12 protein-coding genes and 4 pseudogenes are annotated in these 19,926 nt (G+C 61.6%); 10 read left to right on the forward strand and 6 right to left on the reverse strand.

The annotated features are described in order from the left end of the window. Positions 1 to 35 precede the first annotated feature (35 nt). From QIY50_18000 to QIY50_18010, 3 genes are all read left to right on the forward strand, one after another. A complete protein-coding gene (locus QIY50_18000) occupies positions 36 to 1,970 on the forward strand; it encodes a hypothetical protein (protein WGV19280.1) in 1,935 nt (644 codons plus the stop codon). 250 nt (positions 1,971 to 2,220) lie between these two features. Beyond that, positions 2,221 to 4,320 carry an autotransporter outer membrane beta-barrel domain-containing protein gene (locus tag QIY50_18005; protein ID WGV19281.1) on the forward strand — a complete coding sequence of 700 codons (2,100 nt, stop codon included), beginning with the start codon at positions 2,221 to 2,223 and terminating at the stop codon, positions 4,318 to 4,320. A gap of 51 nt (positions 4,321 to 4,371) precedes the next feature. Continuing rightward, positions 4,372 to 5,820: a hypothetical protein gene (locus QIY50_18010; protein WGV19282.1), complete on the forward strand. Its 1,449-nt coding sequence runs from the start codon at positions 4,372 to 4,374 to the stop codon at positions 5,818 to 5,820. A gap of 9 nt (positions 5,821 to 5,829) precedes the next feature. Here QIY50_18010 and QIY50_18015 read toward each other — a convergent pair whose 3' ends face one another. The 5 genes and pseudogenes from QIY50_18015 to QIY50_18035 all read right to left on the reverse strand — a co-directional run bounded on the left by QIY50_18015 (position 5,830) and on the right by QIY50_18035 (position 12,090). Continuing rightward, on the reverse strand, positions 5,830 to 6,564 hold the full coding sequence (locus QIY50_18015; protein WGV19283.1) for a molecular chaperone: 735 nt from the start codon (positions 6,562 to 6,564) through the stop codon (positions 5,830 to 5,832). A gap of 62 nt (positions 6,565 to 6,626) precedes the next feature. Then, positions 6,627 to 7,103: a fimbrial protein gene (locus QIY50_18020; protein ID WGV19284.1), complete on the reverse strand. Its 477-nt coding sequence runs from the start codon at positions 7,101 to 7,103 to the stop codon at positions 6,627 to 6,629. 213 nt (positions 7,104 to 7,316) lie between these two features. After that, positions 7,317 to 7,727 (reverse strand): PA2817 family protein, encoded by a 411-nt coding sequence (locus QIY50_18025; protein ID WGV19285.1) that lies wholly within the window; start codon positions 7,725 to 7,727, stop codon positions 7,317 to 7,319. Between the two features lie 267 nt (positions 7,728 to 7,994). Next, positions 7,995 to 10,443, reverse strand: a pseudogene (locus QIY50_18030) (acyl-CoA dehydrogenase). Between the two features lie 132 nt (positions 10,444 to 10,575). Continuing rightward, positions 10,576 to 12,090: a hypothetical protein gene (locus tag QIY50_18035; protein WGV19286.1), complete on the reverse strand. Its 1,515-nt coding sequence runs from the start codon at positions 12,088 to 12,090 to the stop codon at positions 10,576 to 10,578. Between the two features lie 171 nt (positions 12,091 to 12,261). Here QIY50_18035 and QIY50_18040 point away from each other — a divergent pair, with 171 nt between their 5' ends. The 3 genes from QIY50_18040 to QIY50_18050 all read left to right on the forward strand — a co-directional run bounded on the left by QIY50_18040 (position 12,262) and on the right by QIY50_18050 (position 14,739). Then, on the forward strand, positions 12,262 to 12,885 hold the full coding sequence (locus QIY50_18040; protein WGV19287.1) for a glutathione S-transferase: 624 nt from the start codon (positions 12,262 to 12,264) through the stop codon (positions 12,883 to 12,885). 145 nt (positions 12,886 to 13,030) lie between these two features. After that, on the forward strand, positions 13,031 to 13,963 hold the full coding sequence (locus QIY50_18045) for an ABC transporter ATP-binding protein (GenBank protein ID WGV19288.1): 933 nt from the start codon (positions 13,031 to 13,033) through the stop codon (positions 13,961 to 13,963). Then, positions 13,960 to 14,739: an ABC transporter permease gene (locus tag QIY50_18050; protein WGV19289.1), complete on the forward strand. Its 780-nt coding sequence runs from the start codon at positions 13,960 to 13,962 to the stop codon at positions 14,737 to 14,739. Before QIY50_18045 ends, QIY50_18050 begins: the two co-directional genes overlap by 4 nt. A 3-nt stretch (positions 14,740 to 14,742) precedes the next feature. On the opposite strand, the pseudogene QIY50_18055 reads toward QIY50_18050, so the two are convergent. Beyond that, positions 14,743 to 15,255, reverse strand: a pseudogene (locus tag QIY50_18055) (DUF2062 domain-containing protein). A gap of 142 nt (positions 15,256 to 15,397) precedes the next feature. Between QIY50_18055 and QIY50_18060 the strand changes: the two are divergent. The 4 genes and pseudogenes from QIY50_18060 to lpxK all read left to right on the forward strand — a co-directional run bounded on the left by QIY50_18060 (position 15,398) and on the right by lpxK (position 19,882). Beyond that, a pseudogene (locus QIY50_18060) lies at positions 15,398 to 17,615 on the forward strand (DNA internalization-related competence protein ComEC/Rec2). A 197-nt stretch (positions 17,616 to 17,812) separates the two neighbouring features. Next, on the forward strand, positions 17,813 to 18,448 hold the full coding sequence (locus QIY50_18065) for a MotA/TolQ/ExbB proton channel family protein (protein ID WGV19290.1): 636 nt from the start codon (positions 17,813 to 17,815) through the stop codon (positions 18,446 to 18,448). Next, positions 18,445 to 18,881: pseudogene (locus tag QIY50_18070) on the forward strand (biopolymer transporter ExbD). The gene QIY50_18065 and the pseudogene QIY50_18070 overlap by 4 nt, the downstream one beginning before the upstream one ends. Continuing rightward, a complete protein-coding gene (lpxK, locus tag QIY50_18075) occupies positions 18,881 to 19,882 on the forward strand; it encodes a tetraacyldisaccharide 4'-kinase (GenBank protein WGV19291.1) in 1,002 nt (333 codons plus the stop codon). The pseudogene QIY50_18070 and the gene lpxK overlap by 1 nt, the downstream one beginning before the upstream one ends. Positions 19,883 to 19,926 lie beyond the last annotated feature (44 nt).

Genomic DNA, 19,926 nt, shown 5'->3' on the forward strand with positions numbered 1-19,926 from the left:
CTGTGTCCCATAGCCCCTAAAACGTTGAGGCGATAATGAAAGACGATAATGTTGTTCTTGCGCCTGTCGCGCCTGAAATAGACCCGGACCTGTTGGCAGACGCCACCGACAATACGATGTGCAGTGAGGTATTGACCGACGATTCAATTTCGATTGAGTTGACCGTCCAGAACTGGAATGCCGCAGGTGACCCCAGTGAAGGGGAGTTTGACCAGATGTGGCTGTATCATCTGCCAGACGGTGGAGTCGAAGAGGAACTGCATAGCGGTCAATATCATCGAGACAGTGATTTTCCCTTCCAGGTAACACTGGAAAAAGAGAAGGTAAAAAAATGGGGTGAAGGCAAGCATGCCTTTTTTATCAGGGTTATCCCTTACAACAGCCCTCTGCCTGTAGATTTCCCTCCGTTGACCCTGATCTTCGACCGTGTCCGTCCTTACCCCAATCAACTGCCGACGGCATTCCCGGCTATTGCCCCTGTGCTGGATGCCAACCTTGATACGGTCGAACTGACCTTGCCGGACTATCCCGATTGGGCTGCCAAGGATGCAGTGGGCTGGATCTGGCGCAAGGAAGTGCCCGCTGATCCGGCCGACTTTGTGCCTGATGGCACCCAGCCCGTCACTGTGCTGCCCATGACCATCGGGGTGCCCAAGGCTGTCATTGAGCGTGAAGGTGATGGCGGTATTCATATTGCCTACATCCTTCAGGACAAGGCCGGTAATAAGAGTTCGCCGTCGGTGCCTACGCGGATTGTGGTGGCACTTGGGGATTTGCCTGAGGCGAAGGATTTCAAGAAACCCCTGGTTTTAGGCATGAACGGCGGTGTGGTGGATCAGGATGCCGTGTTCAACGGTATTGAAGTGCAGATTGACGCCTACCAGCATTTCAAAGCGACTGATCTGATTACCATTCATTGGGGCACACATGCTTTCGAAGAAGGGACGGTTGGCACGTTCCCGGTCAAGCTGGCCATTCCTGCCAGCGTAATCCTGGCTATTTACGGAAAAACTTCTACCGGGGTCAAACCGGTCGAAGTATCGTATGAAGTGCGGCGTGGCGACCACCCGTTGGGCGGTGAAAAAGACACATTCGACGTCAACCTGGAGCGCATTGGCCCGGTCGTGCCAGACCCTGACCCGGAATGGCCGGGGCCTGTGAACCCGGTAATGGCCCTGCCGGATGTTTATGGTGGTAACGACAACCAGAAAAACCGCCTGACCGAGAACGACGAGCTGGCCGACGCGGTGTTGAAAGTAACGATCGACGCTGCATTCAAGGAAGATGATCTGGTCGAGATCTACTACACCGATGAGCATGTCGCAGAGGCGGATTACCGACTCAAGGCGGCCGACATCGGCGTTGAAATTGAACGGACCATTCCCTGGGCATACATTCTTCGACACGACAACGGTAACCGCTTTGCTCACTACGTGGTTAGCCGTAAAGACGTACCGAACAAGGCTGTTTCCAAACCTCAACCCATTGTGGTCGAGGCTATTGTTCTACACCCTGAAGCGGCGCAGATCCAGGGCGGGTTCACCATCGGAGGGCGGCTGTGGGTGGGTTGCACTTCGTTGTTTGACCCGGCGGACCCAAAGGATACTACCCCAGATATCCGTATCCAGATCCCTGACCTGAGCGAGTGGTTGGCAGAAGGTAGCAAATTGACACTGACCTGGACGGCGACACAAGGTACGTCCCCTGGCGGAGTTGATATACCAGATGCCAAGTATGAGCAAACCATCGAGTTGGATGAGGATAACCCGCCGACCGGTTTCATTTGGCGAATTCCTTATGCCGATGGCCTGAAACCTATTTACGAATTCGATCAGGCAACCACGTATGACGGGCTGGCGACCTTCACTTACACATTTGAGCGTAATGGCAAACCTGTCCCATCCGAGCCTGCCGTAGCAGTGGTATCCCTGCACAATTTTGGCGCTGAGTGCCCTCTCGTTCGCCCTTGAGCGTCGGCGATACAGCATGTTGAGCGAGGTTTGTTGAAAAGTCGCATCAATCGTAGGACTTTTCCTACTCCTTTTGAGGTGATTTCTTAATAGCCTTGCTCACGTTTCTGCTGCCCGTCTGCGGCTAAATCGATGAGGTAAAGGTGCAATGATCAAACAACGCAATGCGACTCTGTCCCCCTTGGCGTTAGCCATTGGGCAATTATTGATGGGGGCTTCGGCCGTGCTCTTCGTTGGCCCGGCAGTTGCCTTGACGGAGGTTGACAACGAGCATCACATCGGCGCCAGCACCCCTGCGGACAGCTACAGGGTCATTGATGGTGGGCGCCTGGTTGCCGAGGGCGCCACTACCCAGCAGATCGACGTGCGTACAGGCGGGGGTTTACAGCTGAGTGGCTCCACGGTTACCGCCACGGGGGTGGCTGCAGTCATGGTCAACGGCGGTGCTTCGGCAACAATTGCCAATGGCTCGCGCCTGACCAGCAACCTGTTCGGCCTTGATGTGCTGCGCAGTGCGACAGAGGGCGCCAGCGTGTCGGTGAATGGTAGCCATATCGAAGGGGGGATCGGCGGTGCCCGGGTGGCCAGCAGTTCTCACCTGACGCTCACCGACAGTACCCTTGTGAGCAACGGGGCGGCCGGTGCTGCCTTGCTGTTCGGCGATGCCCGGCTGGATGCCACCAACAGCCGGCTTACCGGTGCCACGAATGGCATCCGCGTGGTTGGCGATAGCCTGTCGACCGAGGCGGCAACAATCAACCTGCAAGGCACACGCGTGGAAGGCCAGAATGGTGCCGCCATCCGCGTGGGCAGTCCAAACCAGGCGCCGGGTGATGCAACGATCACCGTCACCGGTGGCACTACGCTTGTTGGCAGCAATGGCAACCTGCTGGAGGTGGCGAACAGTTCCAATGCCAAGCTGCAGGTCGAGGGCAGCGACCTGGTGGGGGACGTGTGGGTGGAGGCAGGCTCCCGTGCCAACCTGATCTTGGGTAGCCAGGCCAGCCTCACCGGGCGCCTGACCAATGTCGAGAGCCTGGCGCTGAATGATGGCGGGCGCTGGAACATGGTTGAGGACAGCGAACTCGGGCAGCTGGCCATGGCGGGCGGCTCGGTACGGTTCGGTGAGGCCACGCAGTACCAGCGCCTTACCCTGGGCAGCCTGTCGGGCAATGGTACCTTCATCATGGACGCTGATTTCAGCACCGGTGAAACCGACTTCCTCGACATTACCGGCACGGCCACCGGCAATCACAGCCTGCTGGTTGGGAGCAGCGGTAGCGAACCTACCCAGGCAAACAGCCTGCATCTGGTTCACGCCGCAGCGGGGGATGCGCAATTTTCCCTGCTAAACGGGCCGGTAGACCTGGGGGCGTTCTCGTACGGCCTGGTGCAGCGCGGCAATGACTGGTACCTGGACGGCGCCACCAAGGTGGTCAGCCCCAGTACCGAGGCGGCGATGGCCTTGTTCAATACCGCGCCAACCGTGTGGTATGGCGAGTTATCCTCCTTGCGCAGCCGCATGGGCGAGTTGCGCCTCGACGAGCGCAAGTCGGGCCTGTGGGCACGCAGCTATGGCAACAAGTACAACGTTGCCGCTTCTACCGGCACGCCGTACAGCCAGGTGCAGCAGGGCTTCTCGCTGGGTGCCGACACCCCGTTGCCGTGGGGCGACGGCCAATGGCTGGCCGGGGTGATGGCCGGTTACAGCAGTTCCGACCTGAACCTGACTCGCGGCGCCTCGGGTGAAGTGAAAAGCTACTACCTGGGCCTGTATGCCACCTGGCTGGATGCCCAGAGCGGCTATTACCTGGACAGCGTGGTCAAGCTCAACCGCTTCGACAACCAGGCCAAGGTCAGCCTCAGTGATGGCCAGCGCACCGAGGGCGACTACGACAATGTCGGCCTGGGGGCGTCGGTAGAATTCGGCCGCCATTTGGGCTTGGCGGATGGCTACTTCGTCGAGCCGTTCGGGCAACTGTCGGTAGTGGGTATCCAGGGCAAGGATTATCACTTGGACAATGGCCTGAAGGCTGACGGTGACACCACCCACTCGGTGCTGGGCAAGGCCGGCGCCACGGCGGGCCGAACCTTGAAACTTGAAGGTGGGCAGGCGGTGCAACCCTATGTGCGGCTGGCCTACGTGCACGAGTTCGCCAACAACAATCAGGTCAAGGTCAACAATCACCGGTTCGACAATGACCTGTCCGGTTCGCGTGGCGAGCTGGGCATGGGGGTGGCGGTGTCGCTGATGGACCGCCTGCAGGTGCATGCCGATTTCGACTACAGCAACGGCAGGGCCCTGGAGCAGCCTTGGGGCGTCAACCTGGGCGTGCATTACAGCTGGTAAGGCGTTGCGAGCCTTTCATTGCATCCGACCGGACATTTTGGAGCGTAGGCTATGGGTAATGTGGAACAAGATCCAATTTTTCCTCCTCCATGGGTGGTAGGCTCGCGGGACAACCTGGAGGGTGGCGCGCAGAACGTCATCCCTCTGCACCTGCTGGACAAGCCGTTGCGGGTGTATGTCACCCCTTGGCCGGGCTCCAGCCCTGCTCCCGGCACGCCAGAGACCCTGAAGCTGATGTGGGACGGGGAGCAGGTAGGTGAAACCAGGGAATGGGTGGCGCCCATTGACCCGGACGACTACTACGTCGATATTCCTCTGCAGCACCTGAAGGATGACAGCACGCCTGCATTGACCTACTGCGTCAAGGCTTACAACGGTGCCGAAGGGGGCTCGAGGCCACTGACCATCACCGTGGACCTGACCGGGCCCAGGTTGGGTGGGGATCGCGGTGCCTTGCTGTTCGACGACGAGGTGCTCGCCGGTGGTGTAACGGCGGATTACCTGGACAATCACGACGACGTGCTTGTCGCCCGTGTGCCGGATTATCAAACCTTCGTGCCTGGCGACCTTATTCGCTGGTACTGGGATGTGCAGCTGTACGAGGACCATCTTGTTGGTGAGAAGGTACTCGAAAAGGGCGACTTTCCGGTGACCCTGGAAATAAAGGGCAAAACCATCCGAGAGCGAGGGAAGGGGCAGCGTTTCACGCATTACCGGCTCAATGACTATGCCGGTAACAAAAGTGAGCCCGAAGAGCCGAAAGTGGTACAGCTGGAGGTGGACGCAGAACCGCTGCCCAGGGATTTGAGCTGGCCGGCCATCAGCTACGCTAATGGTACCGGCCAACAGGTGACTCTGGATCTTAACCCCAAGATCAACTACATGAGGGTTGCAGTCCCTGCGGGGGCTGTATATCCCGGGGAGCAGGTAGCGGTGTTCTGGGGGGAGCCGGGCAGTGTCGGTAGCTACCTGGCGACTGAAGAGGCACCAGGCTATCCGGGTGAGTACGAAATCCCGCTGGACCGGCTTGCACAGCACAGTGGCAAGCTGTTGAAGGTGTCCTTTGAGGTGACGGATAAAAATGGCAAGGTTCATCCGTCGCAGCCGCTGAATGTGACCGTCCTTGCGCTAACGCAGGGTTTTCCGAAACCGGACGTTCCATCAGCCACGGTGTTTACGGTGTTCCTGTCCAGTGTGCCGGCAGATGGCCTGGTCATTACCGTCAAGCCCTGGCGCTTCATTCATACCGATCACAGGGTCACGTTGCTCGTCAGTGGTTTCAGCTTGCAGGATGGCAAGGGCGTGGCTGAAGAGGTACTGAAAGACCATGCCGTGACTTCATCGGAGGTAGAAAATGGTCTGGCAGCCAACGCAACCAAGGCTTTTTTGCAATCGCTAAAGCGTGACACGGTCACCTTCACGTTTAGGGTCAGTTTCGACCAGGGCCCCACCGAGCCATCATCGACCTATACATGGATTACCCTTAACCTGCGCGACTGAAGGGCTGCGTCACCTAGGCGACAGGGGCAGCGTTTTTTCTACCAGGCGTGTGGTGCCGCCATAGTCGTTGATCGTGGTGAAGCTTACCTGCAAGCCTTCTGTGGCACGGGTTGCCTGCAGTTCGAAGGTCTGCTTTTGCATCGGCAGCGCCATCAGGGCAGTGTCGATTTTTTCAATGCTGCCTGGCTTGCCCACTTCCAGCCGGCCGAAGGTGAAGTGGTAGGGCGTGGGGTTGTACACCTGCAGGTAGGCCTTGCCGTTGCTGCTGGTAAGCGACCACTGCAAGCTGTCCAGCTGCTGTTCGGGCACGCCTTTTACCTGGCTAGGCCTGTAGAACAGCTTGATGCGGGTGCGCAGGGCGATTTTCAGCACATTCTGCTGACCGCTGTCGACCTGGGGGATTTCCTGGACATTGAAGTAGAACAGCGATTCGCGGTCAGTAGGCAGGTTGTTCGGCAGTGCGTTTATCTTGACCAGCTGTTCGCGCTTGGGGTCGAGCCGGAACAGGGTAGGGGATACGGCAAAGGGCACGGCGCTGGTGGTGTCGTCGGCTGCGGTGTTGACCCAGGCCTGCACCGCGTATGGGGCCTGGCTGGGGTTGGCGACAACCACCGAGCTGCTGTGTTTGTCACTGGCGTGGACAACGCGGGTGGCGCTGATGGTCAAGGCCGCCTCACTGGTTGAAGAAAGCGTTGCCAGGCAGGCAAAGCTGAGGGCGTACTTGCGCAGTGTAGTTATGGACATGGTGGGACCGACGTGATGAAGCAAAACGGATGAGTCCCCCTAGCAGCGCCAGGGGGCTTGAATCAGCGGATATCGACATTGAAGGAGATGTTGGTATCGATCTGGCCTTCGGTCACTGTTGCCGAAGTGGTGACCAGGCGCGCCGAGAAGACCATGTCGGTGTCGCCGGTGTCCTTCACTTCATAGGCCATCGATTCGGTATTGGGCTTGAGGCGGGTCGCGAGGTCGTTGATCGCCAGGCCCAGGCCGGTGCTGTAGCCAAGGCCGTCCCTCAACGCGTAGAGGTCGGGATTGGTCGGGTCGGCGCCGTGGCCTGCCTGGAAGGTGGCATGCGCATTTTGCGTGCCGGTTACGCAGGTTGCAGGTACGCGCAATGCAAAGTACTTTGGAGAGGTTTCTAGCCCGACCTTGTCGAAGTTGAACGTGTTGTAGTTACCCAAGTTGATCAGTGGCATGCCTGGGCCGCCAGGGGTAACCACGTCGATAGGGCAGGTGCCAGGCCCGCTGACAGTGCCTTCGAAGTTGATGATGGAAGCCATTGCCGCGCTGCTGCAGAGGCCCAGTGCAAGCACGGAAAGTGTTTTTTTCATTGGATAATCCCTGTGTGGTTGATCGCTGCGAACTCATGTATCTCAGCGCGGTGGCAGAGTACGCAGGGCGACACAGGGGGTATGTAGGGGAAGGCTGCACGTGCCGGGGAAATCGGGTCTGGCGAGGGGTGGTGTAGTCAATTTCCCCGGGGCGGAAGAGGGTCAGTGGCGGGTATCGGCTGCTGCCGCAGCCAGCAGCTGCTTTTGCTCAAGCCAGTCGAAGGCTTCGCCTCGCTGTTCGCATTCGTAGCGGCGCTCTTCCAGGGCCTGGTACAGGTTCAGTTCTTCGTCAGGCATATAGTGCAGGCAGTCGCCGCCAAAGAACCACAGCAGGTCGCGCGGCACCAGGTGGGCGATTTGCGGGTAGCGTTGGATTACCTGGCAGATCAGGTCCTGGCCCAGGTACTGGCTTTGCAGAGGGTCTTGCGGCAGCAGGGTCAGCAGCTCGTCGAAGCGCTCGAGGAACAGGGCGTGGCTTTCCTCCGGTACCTGCTCGGCGTCACCCAGCGCTGCCAGGATGGTGCGCAGGTGGTTCAGCAGTTGCAGATGGTATTGCAGGTGGGGGGTGGCCATGGGGGGTCCTCGGGGTGGTTGGAACAGGGGCGGAGTATACGCCGGTTGGGGGCGGGTTGGGGAACGTGGTGCCATACACCGTGCCGGCCTGTTCGCAGGCACGCCCGCTCCCACAGGGGCCCTGCTAAATCAGCAAGTTATGTGAAGTTCTATGGGAGCTGGCTTGCCTGCGATGGGCCGCGAAGCGGCCCCGGCGATCTCGGATCAGAACCCCTGAACACTCCTGGCCTGCGCTGCAGCACCAAGTCGCGCATGGCAATCAGCGGATCAGCGCACCTTGCCTTGTTCAGGCAGTAACTGTTCCTTGTCGAAGGCATCTACATCGATCACTGCCCGACGCGCTTGTTCCGCGGCATGCAGCCGTTGCCCTTCATCAGGCTGCAATACACCGCTTTCGATTGCCGCAGCAATGGCCGACTGCCCGGGGGCCGGCTGCACCTTGCCTTCCTTGATCGCCTGGTGCAGGGCCTTGTGCAGCGGCGCTGCCTCGTTCAGCAGGTCGCAGGCCCGCTGCAGTGCCGCCACCGGGTCACCGTCAGCCTGTGGCCTGAAGCAACCGGCAAGCAGCTCTTCCAGTGCCGGGTCACCCTTGCAGCGGCCGATAAGCCCCGCCACCTCGGCATCGAGTTCGTCGCTTGGCCCGCTATGGCGGCGGCCGAAGGGGAATACCAGCACCCGCAATGCGCACCCGACAAAGCGGTTGGGGAAGTTGTCGAGCAGTTGGTCCAGGGCCTTTTCCGCCTCACCCAGGCTTTCTTCCATCGCCCAGCGCAGCAAGGGCTGCATGTGCTCTGGTGAACCCAGATCGTGGTAGCGCTTCAGCGCGGCACTGGCCAGGTACAGGTAGCTCAGCACATCCCCCAGCCTTGCGCTGAGGCGCTCGCGGCGCTTGAGCGCACCACCCAGCAGCATCATCGACAGGTCAGCCAGCAGGGCGAAGGCGGCGACCTGGCGGTTGAGGGCGCGGAAGTAGCCTTGGCTCAGGGCATCGCCCGGCACGCTTTCCAGGTGGCCCAGCCCGAGGTTGAATACCAATGTGCTGGCCGCGTTGCCGGCGGCGAACATGATGTGCTTCATCAGCAGATCGTCGAACTCGCGCAGCGCCTGGTCGCGGTCCTCGCGACCGGCCAGGGCCATTTCCTTGAGCACGAACGGGTGGCAGCGAATGGCGCCCTGGCCGAAGATCATCAGGTTGCGCGTAAGGATATTGGCACCTTCCACCGTGATGAAGATTGGCGCCCCCTGCCAATTACGCCCCAAATAGTTGTTCGGGCCCATGATGATGCCCTTGCCGCCATGCACATCCATGGCGTGCTGGATGCACTCGCGGCCGCGCTCCGTGAGGTGGTACTTGAGGATCGCCGACAGCACCGAAGGCTTCTCGCCCAGGTCGACGGCCTTGGCCGTCAGCAGGCGGGCACTGTCCATCAGCCAGGCATTGCCGCCGATGCGCGCCAGTGACTGCTGGATGCCTTCGAAGGCCGCCAGCGGCACATTGAACTGTTCGCGGATATTGGCGTACTGGCCGGTGACCAGGCTGGTGTACTTGGCGGCGCCGGTGCCCACGGCAGGCAGGGAGATGGAGCGGCCCACCGACAGGCAGTTCATCAGCATCATCCAGCCCTTGCCGAGCATGGCCTGGCCGCCGATGAGGAAACTCAGCGGGACGAATACGTCCTTGCCGCTGTTGGGGCCATTCATGAAGGCTGCACCCAGCGGCAGGTGGCGCTTGCCGATGTCCACGCCGGGGGTGTCGGTGGGGATCAGCGCCAGGCTGATGCCCAGTTCTTCCTGCTCGCCCAGCAGCTGGTCCGGGTCGTAGGCCTTGAATGCCAGGCCCAGCAGGGTAGCGACCGGGCCCAGGGTGATGTAGCGCTTTTCCCAGTTCAGGCGCAGACCGATGACTTCCTCGCCTTGCCACTGACCCTTGCACACCACGCCGGTGTCGGGCATGGCACCCGCATCGGAGCCAGCCAGTGGGCCAGTAAGTGCGAAACAAGGGATTTCCTCGCCGCGGGCCAGGCGTGGCAAGTAGTGGTCACGTTGTTCATCGGTGCCGTAGTGCAGCAACAGTTCGGCTGGCCCAAGTGAGTTTGGCACCATCACTGTGGAGGCCAGGTCGCCACTCCGGGTGGCCAGCTTCATCGCTACCTGGGAATGGGCGTAGGCAGAGAAGCCCTTGCCGCCATATTGCTTGGGAATGATCAGGGCAAAGAAACCATTTTGCTTGATATGCGCCCAGGCTTCGGGCGGCAGGTCCATGTCCTGGCCGATCTGCCAGTCGCTGACCATGGCGCATAGCTCTTCGGTAGGGCCGTCGATGAATGCCTGCTCTTCTTCGGTCAGCGTCGCTGCCGGGTAGGCCAGCAAGGTGCGCCAGTCGGGCCGGCCGCTGAACAGCTCACCGTCCCACCACACCGTGCCCGCATCGATTGCCTCGCGCTCGGTTTGCGACATGGGTGGCAAAGGTGCGAAGGAACCAGTTGAACACTGGGCCGGTGAATACCTTGCGCCGCCAGTCAGGCAACGCCACCAGGGCGATTTTCAGCGCCAGTACCCCCCATATCAGCGTCAGCAGCCAGCCGGGTACATGGCTGAATATGCCCATCAGCAGCACATAGGCCGCCATCATGCCCAGTATCTGCAAAGGTGCCAGGCGTTGATGCGTCAGGTACGCCGCGCCAATCACCAAACCCACCAACCACAACAGCCACATAGTCTTTCCTCCATGGAACCGGTGTTCGAAACCTTTGCCAAGAGCTTAGACGGCGGCTTGGCAAAGGCTTGACCTGAACAGTGACAAGGTGTGGCTGGAGGAGTTCGCTGCAAGGTGCCCGGCCCCGGGCAGTCAACCCTTGTTCCATTGGGCCACGAAGGTTTCGGCGGTCATCAACGGCACGGGCACGATGATGTAGGCCCAGTACCAGTTGATCGGGTCGTCCACCACGGCCTGGATTACGGTGAAGCGGCTGAGCAGGCCGGGTGTAAAGATACCGGTCTGGTCGACTTTGCCGTCCCCTGCCAGTACTTTCCATTCCGTCATGCTGGCCGGTGCTTCTGCTTCTTTCCCGGTTTTAAAGTCGATGTAACAGAAACGTAATTTCAATCGGCCCTGAACCAGTTCGGTCTTGAAGAAAAAGTTGGGGACGGTGTTCAGTACCACGAAGGTTGAAATAAGGGGTAACACGGCAAAACCGGTAATTACCCGATCTATTCGCACCGGCTCTTCAAATGATGTTCTGGTTGCTGTTGGCTCTTGGGTCAGGCTGTTGTCGGCCAGGCAAACTTCCGGTTTGGCTGGCGCTGAGTATTCGCATGTGTAGCCATTGGGTTTCAATGAGCCGTGACCGCCACCATCCAGTTCCCAGCGAGGAGTAGCAGTACCTTGCGGCTTCACCTCTACCTTGTGGGCAGTGCTGCCGGCGCTGACCGCTGCGACCAGTGGGTCGGCATGGAAGCTTAGCGGTGCCTGGGGTTGTGCCTGTTGCGCATTGGCGTACAGGAACCTGTACGACATTTTGTGAACATGGTTTTCAATTACGTCAATTTTGTCACACAGCACATAGGATGGCGGTAGCAAGAGGTGCGCCAGGTCGGTGAAGTCGTTGTAGTAAATCGGGTCTGGCATTTCGGCATAGGGCATGTAGACCGCCAATTTATCCCAAGGCGTGCTGTCTTGCGCGGGGAAGCTCCCTTTGTCGCTGCTCCCGTTCACGATGTACAGAACGTGAGCGCCTGAAGTCGGGTGCTTGCGCAGGTAGAAACGCAACTGGGACAACAGCCAGCTGCTTTGTGCAGCGGCTTCAACGTTGTAGGGCTGAATGATGCGTTGCTCGTCTGATAACCCATCGAAACGTTGGCGAAAAATATCTGCCAGTTCTACGTCAGGCTGCTCCGAACCCGTGGCCTGTATATAGAAGCTGGATTTTTCTCTATCCACTTTCAGCGTCAACTTTGCGCCAGGCCCTGCACAGTGGCCCACAAAACCATCCAGAGGGAATTCCTGGTAGAGGAACTGTGGTTCGTTCTTGGTAAACGCAACCACCCGGTCGAGGCTTGCCCTGGGCTTGCCACCAAATGTCGGTGCGGACCAGATGAAGTTGATATAGGACATCATGCGTGAGGTGACGCGCACTCGGTCCTGAAGATACTGCACAAATGGCGTCGCAAGGTCGCAGATGACCTGCTCTCTGTTTGTGCTCCTGAGCCGCTCGTACTGAATGGTCTCGTGAAGCACGGGTGGCTTCGATCCGATCAGTCGCTCGCGCGCGGTATTGATTGTGGCCGCGTCGAATATGACGTGAATGCGCCAGCCGCGCATGTCGTGATCGGGTTGTATGGGGGCCTGAGTATCCTGTTCCATGGTGAGGCCTCGCTGCGCAGATAAGTGAGGTAAGTGCAACACACGTACAGCACCCTCACTACTGGCAGATTTGTCAGGTAGGCGGTGCCCGGTTGTAGCCGCGCGGTTTCGGCTGCAACCTGGAAGCTGTAGGGGTAGACTCTCCCTTCGTGTTCATTCAGGGATGTCGACATGCTGAAGATCTGGGGCCGCAAGAATTCGAGCAATGTGCGCAAGGCGCTGTGGGTCGCCCACGAACTGGGCCTGGATTTCGAGGCCATCGACGCCGGCGGCGCCTTTGGCGTGGTCAACGAGCCGCACTACCGCGCCCGCAACCCCAACGGCCTGGTACCGATGCTCGAAGACGGCGACCTGACCCTGTGGGAATCCAACACCATCGTCCGCTACCTGTGCGCCGAGTACGGCGCCGAGCAGGGCTGGTACCTGGAAGACCCACGCCAGCGTGCCCTCGCCGACAAGTGGATGGACTGGACCACCTCGTCCTTCGCCGCACCGTTCCGCCCGCTGTTCTGGGGCCTGCTGCGCACCCCGGAAGACCAGCGCGACTGGGTGGCGATCAACGCTGCGCACAAGCAGTGCGCGCAGTTGCTGGCCATCGCCGACGAAACCCTGGCCAGGCAACCGTACCTTTCCGGTGACCAGATCGGCATGGGCGACATCCCACTGGGTAGCTTCATCTATGCCTGGTTCGAAATGCCCATCGAGCGCCCGGCCATGCACCACCTGGAAGCCTGGTACGAGCGCCTCAAGGCGCGCCCGGCCTACCAGGCTGCAGTGATGACGGCGCTGACCTGATCGAACACCACGGCTGTTTCGATAGTCACTATCAATACACATGACTGTACTTGTGCGGCCGGGCCTTGCACCATTGGCCGCACTCACTGCGCCAGTGACGTTATCTGGCGTGTCCTGCACCTTATTCTTCGGTAAGTGACCCGCTATGAGTTCTGCCCTGTCCATCCGACAGCTGACCAAAACCTACGGCAACGGCTTCCAGGCCCTCAAGGGCATCGACCTCGATGTTGCCGAAGGCGACTTCTTCGCCTTGCTCGGCCCCAACGGCGCCGGCAAGTCCACCACTATCGGCATCCTCTCTACCCTGGTGAACAAGACCAGCGGCACGGTGAACGTGTTCGGTCATGACCTGGACCGCGAGCCTTCGGCACTCAAACGCTGCCTGGGCGTGGTACCGCAGGAATTCAACTTCAACCAGTTCGAGAAAACCTTCGACATCGTCGTGACCCAGGCCGGCTACTACGGTATCCCACCCAAGCTGGCCAAGGAACGCGCCGAGCAGTACCTGACCCAGCTGGGCCTGTGGGACAAGCGCGACGTGCAATCGCGATCGCTGTCCGGCGGCATGAAGCGCCGTTTGATGATTGCCCGCGCGCTGATCCACGAGCCGCGCCTGCTGATCCTCGACGAACCCACCGCAGGTGTGGACATCGAACTGCGCCGCTCGATGTGGAGCTTTCTCACCGAGCTGAACCAGAAAGGCATCACCATCATCCTCACCACCCACTACCTGGAAGAGGCTGAGCAGCTGTGCCGCAACATCGGCATCATCGACCACGGCACCATCGTCGAGAACACCAGCATGCGCCAGCTGCTGGGCAAGCTGCATGTCGAAACCTTTGTCCTCGATATCAAGCAGGACCTGGCCGCTGCACCGGTGTTGCAGGGCTACCCGTGCCGGCTGCTGACCCCGCACACCCTGGAAGTTCAGGTGGAGAAGGACATCGGCATCACCGCGCTGTTTGGCCAGCTGGCGCTACAGAACATCGAGGTGCAGAGCCTGCGCAACAAGACCAACCGACTCGAGGAGCTGTTCGTGTCCCTGGTGGAAAAAAACCTGTCGAAGGTGGCCGTATGAGTGTGGAACTGCGCACCAACTGGGTCGCCCTGAACACCATCGTCTACCGCGAAGTGCGGCGCTTCCTGCGCATCTGGCCGCAGACCCTGCTGCCGCCGGCGATCACCATGGTCCTGTACTTCGTCATTTTCGGTAACCTGATCGGCCGGCAGATCGGCGACATGGGTGGCTTCACCTACATGGAATACATCGTGCCGGGGCTGATCATGATGTCGGTGATCACCAACTCCTACGGCAACGTGGTATCGAGCTTCTTCGGCAGCAAGTTCCAGCGTTCGATCGAGGAACTGATGGTGTCGCCGGTATCGCCGCACACAATCCTCGTCGGCTATGTGCTGGGCGGCGTGCTGCGGGGCCTGGCGGTGGGCGTGATCGTGACTTTCCTGTCGCTGTTCTTCACCCACTTGCAGGTGCACCACCTGGGCGTGACCGTGGCGGTCGTGCTGCTGACCGCCACCATCTTCTCGTTGCTGGGCTTCGTCAATGCGGTGTTCGCGCGCAACTTCGACGACATTTCGATCATTCCGACCTTCGTCCTGACGCCACTGACCTACCTGGGCGGGGTGTTCTACTCGATCAACCTGCTGCCGCCGTTCTGGCAGACCGTGTCGCTGGCCAATCCGGTGCTGCACATGGTCAACTCGTTCCGCTACGGCATCCTAGGGGTGTCGGATATCAGCATTGGCACGGCGATCACCTTCATGCTGGTCGCCACCGCGGTGCTCTACCTGGTGTGCGTGCGGCTGCTGGTCAGTGGCCGCGGCATGCGCGCCTGAGGCCTTGCACCGGCATTGGCGGCGACGCCATTGCCGGCCCACCCACCAGCGCCAATAAAGCATGGTGACGAAGTAGCCAAGAAGGCCCAGCACCACGCCGCACACCACCGAGCCGAGCAGGAAGGGTTGCCACAGCGTCGACAGCTGGTCGGTGATCCACTGGAAGGTCAGTTCGTCGGGCAGGGTACGCGGCGGCACTTGCATCAGCCAGGCGCCGGTCATGTAGGTGACGAAGAACACTGGTGGCATGGTCAGTGGGTTGGTCAGCCATACCAGGCTGACCGCGATCGGCAGGTTGCCGCGCAGCGGAATGGCCAGCGCGGCGGCCAGCAGCATCTGCGCCGGCATCGGGATAAGCGCCGCGAACAGGCCGACGCCCATGGCCCTCGCCACCGAATGACGATTCAGATGCCAGAGGTTCGGGTCATGCAGCAACTTGCCGAAAAAGCGTAAGGACTTGTGTTCCCGAATACTGGTCGGGTCCGGCATGTAGCGTTTGAAAAGTCGGCGCGGCATGTAGGCTCCCGGAGCGTTGATCCCGGCAGTATGCCCTGATTCCCGCTCAGCCTCGTTTAGAGTTTGTGACAATTGTTGAGCAAGCGCTGCCGGCAATTGGGCTATGCCTCAGAAGGTAATTCGCCTTCTGGAGCTCTACCTCATGCGCACAAGGATGTTTGCGCTCGCGCTCGGGCTGTTGTGCCTGGTTTTTCTCCCCGCATTGCCATCGGTCGGATGGCTGATTCTGCTGGCTGTAGTTGCTGTTTGTGGCCTGTTCGCCCGGGTGTGGCCGCTGGGTTGGTTTCTGCTGGGCCTGTGTTGGGCTTGCTGGTCTGCGCAGCAGGCGCTGGATGATCGCCTGGCCCCTGCGCTGGATGGCCGCACGGTGTGGCTGGAAGGCCGGGTGGTTGGACTGCCGACTCGCACGGCGCAGGGTGTGCGTTTCGAGCTGGAAGGCGCCCGCTCGCGGCGGGCCGAACTGCCGCAACGTCTGCTACTGAGCTGGTTTGACGGGCCACCACTGCGGGCGGGCGAGCAGTGGCGGCTGGCGGTGACCTTGCAGCGCCCGGCCGGGCTGCTCAACCCGCACGGGCCGGATCGTGAGGCGCAATTGCTGGCGCGGCGGGTGGGCGCTACCGGCACAGTCAAGGCCGGACAGATGCTGGCGCCGGTTGCCGGTGGATGGCGCGACACGCTGCGCCAGCGTCTGCTGGCCGTCGAGGCCAATGACCGGCAGGCAGCGTTGGTGGCTCTGGTGCTTGGTGACGGGGCAGGCCTGGCCCGGGAGGACTGGCAGACCTTGCAGGCTACCGGCACGGTGCACCTGCTGGTGATTTCTGGCCAGCACATTGGCCTGGTCGCCGGCTTGTTGTATGGCTTGGTCGCCGGGTTGGCGCGCTGGGGGGTGTGGCCCGTGCGGCTACCGTGGTTGCCATGGGCGTGTGGGCTGGCCATGGCGGCGGCGCTGGCTTATGGCTGGCTGGCCGGTGCTGGTGTACCGGTGCAGCGGGCCTGCCTGATGCTGGCGGTGGTGTTGCTCTGGCGCCTGCGTTATCGCCATCTTGGGGCTTTTCTACCGTTGCTGCTGGCGTTGGTTGCCGTATTGCTGGTCGAACCGTTGGCGGCACTGCTACCCGGGTTCTGGCTGTCGTTTGCCGCTGTGGCCACGCTCATTTATTGCTTCAGCGCCCGGCTGGGCGGCTGGCGGCCCTGGCAAGCCTGGACGCGGGCGCAATGGGTAATCGCCATCGGCTTGCTGCCGGTGCTGCTGGCTACCGGCCTGCCGGTGAGCCTGAGTGCGCCGCTGGCGAACCTTGTTGCGGTGCCCTGGATCAGCCTGGCGGTGCTGCCGTTGGCGCTGTTGGGCACGTTGCTGCTGCCGCTGGGCGGGGCAGGTGAGGCGCTGTTGTGGTTGGCGGGTGGGCTGCTGGACGTGCTGTTCCGTGGGTTGGCGCTGGGTGGCGCAGCAGCGCCCGGCGTGGGTACCGCCAGCCTTGCCGTTATGGGCCTGGTTGCTGGTCTGCCTGGGAGCTTTGCTGCTGTTGCTGCCCCGTGGCGTGCCGCTGCGTGGGTTGGGTGGAGTAATGCTTCTGGCGCTGTGGATACCCCGGGAGACGGTGCCGTTCGGCCAGGTCGAGGTCTGGCAGCTGGACGTCGGCCAAGGATTGGCGGTGCTGTTGCGCACCCGCCATCACAACATGCTGTACGACGCCGGGCCGGCCAGGGGCGAGAGCGACCTGGGCGAGCGGGTGGTGTTGCCGACCTTGCGCAAGCTGGGGGTGAGCAGCCTGGACCTGATGCTGATCAGCCACGCCCATGCCGACCATGCCGGTGGCGCTGGAGCGATCCAGCGTGGTCTGCCGGTCAAACGGATGATCGGCGGCGAAGTGCTGGATGACGTGCAACTGCAACCTTGTGCCAGTGGCGAGCAATGGGTGTGGGATGGCGTGCGCTTTTCGCTGTGGCGCTGGGCTGATGGACAGAGCAGCAATGACCGCTCTTGTGTGTTGCTGGTGGAGGCGCAGGGTGAGCGATTGTTGCTGGCGGGGGACATAGAGGCCGGTGCCGAGCGGGCCTGGTTGTCTGCCACCGAGGCGCCGCGTATCGACTGGTTGCAGGCGCCGCACCATGGCAGCCGCAGCTCGTCCAGCGAGGCTTTCATCCGCGCCACGGCGCCGCGCGGGGTGTTGATTTCGAGGGGGCGCTACAACAGCTTCGGGCACCCGCATTTGCAGGTTGTGGAGCGTTATCGGCGGCATGGGGTGGTGATGCATGATACGGCGGTCGAAGGGGCGTTGCGGTTGGTGCTGGGTGGGGGCGGGGAGGTTGAGAGTGTGCGCCGACAGAGGAGGTTCTGGCGTGATGTCGCGGGTGGCTGAGCTGGCCTTTTCGCGGGTAAACCCGCTCCCACAGAGCGGCGCAATACTTTGGGAGCGGGTATACCCGCGAAGAGGCCAGCCCAGACACCCCAAAGCCCAAGCTGGAAACTGGCCCGGTCAATTCCCTGACCTCCGGCAGATGAGCCCCCGGCGCGCCTATGGTAGAGTGGCGGCCTTTTTCCGAAGGGGCGTTTACTGTGTGGGAATTGGTCAAGTCCGGTGGTTGGATGATGCTGCCGATCATTCTGAGTTCCATCGCTGCCATGGCTATCGTTGTCGAGCGCCTGTGGACCCTGCGCGTCAGCCGCGTGACCCCGCCGCACCTGTTGGGCCAGGTATGGATGTGGATCAAGGATAAGCAACTGACCAGTGACAAGCTCAAGGCCCTGCGCGCCGATTCGCCACTGGGCGAGATCCTCGCTGCCGGCCTGGCCAATTCGCGCCATGGCCGCGAAATCATGAAGGAATGCATCGAGGAGGCCGCCTCGCGCGTCATCCACGAGCTGGAGCGCTATATCAGTACCCTTGGCACCATCGCCGCCATGGCCCCGCTGCTGGGCCTGCTGGGTACCGTGCTGGGCATGATCGACATCTTCAGCGCCTTCATGGGCTCGCAGATGACCGCCAACGCCGCAGTGCTGGCCGGTGGTATCTCCAAGGCCCTGGTTACCACGGCGGCCGGCCTGATGGTCGGTATTCCGGCGGTGTTCTTCCACCGTTTCCTGCTGCGCCGCATCGATGAGCTGGTGGTGGGCATGGAGCAGGAAGCAATCAAGCTGGTGGAAGTGCTGCAGGGCGACCGTGAAGTGGAAGTGGCCGGAGGCAAGGCGTGAAGTTCCGGCGCAATCGCCAGCGGGAGAACGTCGACATCAACCTGGCGTCGCTGATCGACGTGGTGTTCGTCCTGCTGTTGTTCTTCGTGGTTACCACCACCTTCACCCGCGAAACCCAGCTGCGTGTGGAACTACCCGAGGCCGCCAGCGCCGAACAGGCGCCGGCCGACCAGGGCAAGCTGGTGGAGATCACCATCAGCGCCGAAGGCGTGTACTCGGTGAACAACCACCTGCTGCCCAAGAGCGCGACCTGGCCACCCTGAGCGAAGCGATCGAGCGTGAGTCGGGCGGCGACAACAAGCTGCCGCTGGCCATCAGCGCCGACGGCAAGACCCCGCACCAGGCTGTGGTCACTGCAATGGATGCCGCCGGCAAGCTCGGTTTCAGCCAGTTGCGCATGACCACCGTCGAGGCGGCCCAGGGCACGCCTTGATGGCCTTCGCCGACCGCTTGCTCGCCGCCTGGTACGCCGGGCACCCGGCGCTGGCGCTGCTGCGCCCGCTGGAGGCGTTGTACCGCCGCGTGGTCATGCGCAAGCGGGCGCGTTTTCTCAGTGGCGAAAGCGCCAGCTACCGGGCCCCGGTACCGGTCATCGTGGTGGGTAACATCACCGTGGGTGGTACCGGCAAGACGCCGATGATCCTCTGGCTGATCGAACATTGCCGCCAGCAGGGGCTGAAGGTGGGCGTGGTCAGCCGTGGCTATGGCGCCAAGCCGCCGCAGCTACCCTGGCGCGTGCAGGCCGACCAGGCTGCCGGGCAGGCCGGCGACGAACCGCTTCTGATCGTGCAGCGCACTGGCGTGCCGCTGATGATCGACCCCGACCGCTCTCGCGCCGTGCAGGCACTGCTGGCCAGCGAACCCCTCGACCTGATCCTGTGCGACGACGGCATGCAGCACTACCGCCTGGCACGTGACCTGGAGCTGGTGCTGATCGATGCCGCCCGCGGCCTGGGCAATGGCCGCTGCCTGCCGGCGGGGCCACTGCGTGAGCCGGCCGAGCGCCTGTACGAGGCTGACGCGGTGCTGTACAACGGCGCCAGCGCAGACCGCGCCGATGGCTTCGGCTTCCGCCTGCAGCCGTCCGCCCTGGTCAATTTGCGCAGTGGCGAGCGCCGAGCGCTTGAGCATTTCCCCGCTGGCCAGCGCCTGCATGCGGTGGCCGGTATCGGCAACCCGCAACGTTTCTTCAACACCCTGCTGGGGCTAAACTGGCAGCCGGTGCCGCATCCTTTTGCCGACCATGCACAGTTCAACGCCCGGAGCCTGGCCTTCAGCCCGCCGCTGCCGCTGGTCATGACCGAAAAGGATGCGGTGAAATGCCGGGCCTTCGCCGCTGACGACTGGTGGTACCTGGCCGTCGAGGCGCAGCCCACGCCGGCCTTCAGCGCCTGGTTCGACAACCAGCTGAACCGCTTGCTGCGCAAGCCCTGAGCCCTTTTTCAATTCCCGGCCACCTGGCCTAAAGGAAGCCTCCA

It is taken from the genome of Pseudomonas putida (genome assembly GCA_029953615.1).
Classification (GTDB): domain Bacteria; phylum Pseudomonadota; class Gammaproteobacteria; order Pseudomonadales; family Pseudomonadaceae; genus Aquipseudomonas.